The organism is Deltaproteobacteria bacterium (assembly GCA_009930495.1).
Lineage (GTDB): Bacteria > Desulfobacterota > Desulfovibrionia > Desulfovibrionales > Desulfomicrobiaceae > Desulfomicrobium.
In genome coordinates this window covers 1-1,329 of the sequence record RZYB01000415.1, presented here as the reverse complement: position 1 = coordinate 1,329, position 1,329 = coordinate 1, and the positions used below count along the sequence as shown (strand labels likewise).

Annotated in this window: 4 protein-coding genes; 2 read left to right on the top strand and 2 right to left on the bottom strand. The window is 57.0% G+C overall.

The genetic code is table 11. The annotated features are described in order from the left end of the window. Position 1: 1 nt before the first annotated feature. On the bottom strand, positions 2 to 400 hold the full coding sequence (vapC, locus tag EOL86_15130) for a tRNA(fMet)-specific endonuclease VapC (protein ID NCD26902.1): 399 nt from the start codon (positions 398 to 400) through the stop codon (positions 2 to 4). Positions 401 to 408: 8 nt separating this feature from the next. Beyond that, on the bottom strand, positions 409 to 642 hold the full coding sequence (locus EOL86_15125) for an AbrB/MazE/SpoVT family DNA-binding domain-containing protein (GenBank protein ID NCD26901.1): 234 nt from the start codon (positions 640 to 642) through the stop codon (positions 409 to 411). A gap of 269 nt (positions 643 to 911) precedes the next feature. Here EOL86_15125 and EOL86_15120 point away from each other — a divergent pair, with 269 nt between their 5' ends. Further along, positions 912 to 1,160: a type II toxin-antitoxin system Phd/YefM family antitoxin gene (locus EOL86_15120; GenBank protein NCD26900.1), complete on the top strand. Its 249-nt coding sequence runs from the start codon at positions 912 to 914 to the stop codon at positions 1,158 to 1,160. Then, positions 1,150 to 1,329, top strand: a 180-nt coding sequence (locus EOL86_15115) for a type II toxin-antitoxin system mRNA interferase toxin, RelE/StbE family (protein NCD26899.1), incomplete at its 3' end; no start/stop codon positions are given. The genes EOL86_15120 and EOL86_15115, both read left to right, overlap by 11 nt.

Below are 1,329 nucleotides of genomic sequence, written 5' to 3'. Positions count from 1 at the left end.
GTCATACCCAGTTTTCGCAGCTCAGCCCTGGCACACGTTCGAATTCGCGCAGGTTGTTGGTGACGAGCACAAGGCCCAGGCTTCGGGCGTGGGCCGCGATGTGCAGGTCGTTGACGCCGATGGGTGTGCCCTGCCGTTCCAGCGCCGCGCGGATCAATCCGTATTGCCATGCAGCCTTGTTGTCGTAGGGGAGAACGTCCATGCGGCTGGCGAAATCCTCGACCACCTTCATGTTTCGCCCTGGATTGCTGCTTTTTTCAACGCCATGGGCCAACTCCGCCAGCGTGATGGTGGAAATGGCCATGCGCCCGTGGTTTTGGTTGAAAGTCTCAAGCGCCGACAGCGGGCGATGTTTCACGACATAGATGACGATGTTTGTGTCCAGCAGATATTTGAGCATGGCCGTTTCTAGAGCTGTTCGCGTTCTTTTTGGGCCTGGTCGGCGCGTTCGGTCAAAAAGTCCTCGGTCGCCTCGATTCCATTCAGGAAAAAACTGTCCCACGCCGATTCCACGGGGGTCAGGACGCGGTCCTTGCCCACGATTCGGACCTGGACCCGTTTGACGGAGTCCGGAAAGCGCGTGCTGGCCGGGAGTCGGACGGCTTGGGTTCGGTTGTTGATAAAGACGGTGCCGGTTTCCATGTGTGACCTCCTTCTGCTTTATACTGTGTGTATAGTGCTGGCGCTTCGATTCGTAAAGACTCTTTGCGGCGGACAGGGTGGCGTGGTTTTGCGGCGTGTTTGCATCGCAGCGAAGGCCGGCCGGGCACCCGGTGCGTCCGGGGGATCGGGACGATTATTGAAGAACGTGGGGTCGTATTGCATGCTGATGCCTGATGCGCATCCGCTTGACCGCTCCGAAGAAAAGACCTATTTTTTGACTTAAATATAAATCGAAATAAGGAGCGAACATGCCCAGTCAGATCCTTGCCGATGTTGCGGCCAGCGTATCAGAGTTGAAAAAAAATCCCATGGCCACTGTTGCCTCTGGCGATGGCTTTCCCGTGGCCATCCTCAACCACAACGAACCTGTTTTCTACTGTGTGCCGGCCACGGCCTACGAGCGGCTCATGGACAAACTGGAGGACATGGAGTTGACCGCCGTGGTCACGGCCCGCCAAAATCAGCCGGAAATCGCGGTGGAATGGGATGAGCTATAGCCTGCGGTTCAAAGAGACCACCAAAAAGGAATGGGACCGCCTTGATCCGGTCATCCGGGAACAGTTCGCCAAAAAACTGCGCGCCCTCCGCGACAATCCCAATGTGGACAGCGCGCGACTGAGCGGCATGCCGAATTGCTATAAAATCAAACTGCGCAGCGCCGGGTAC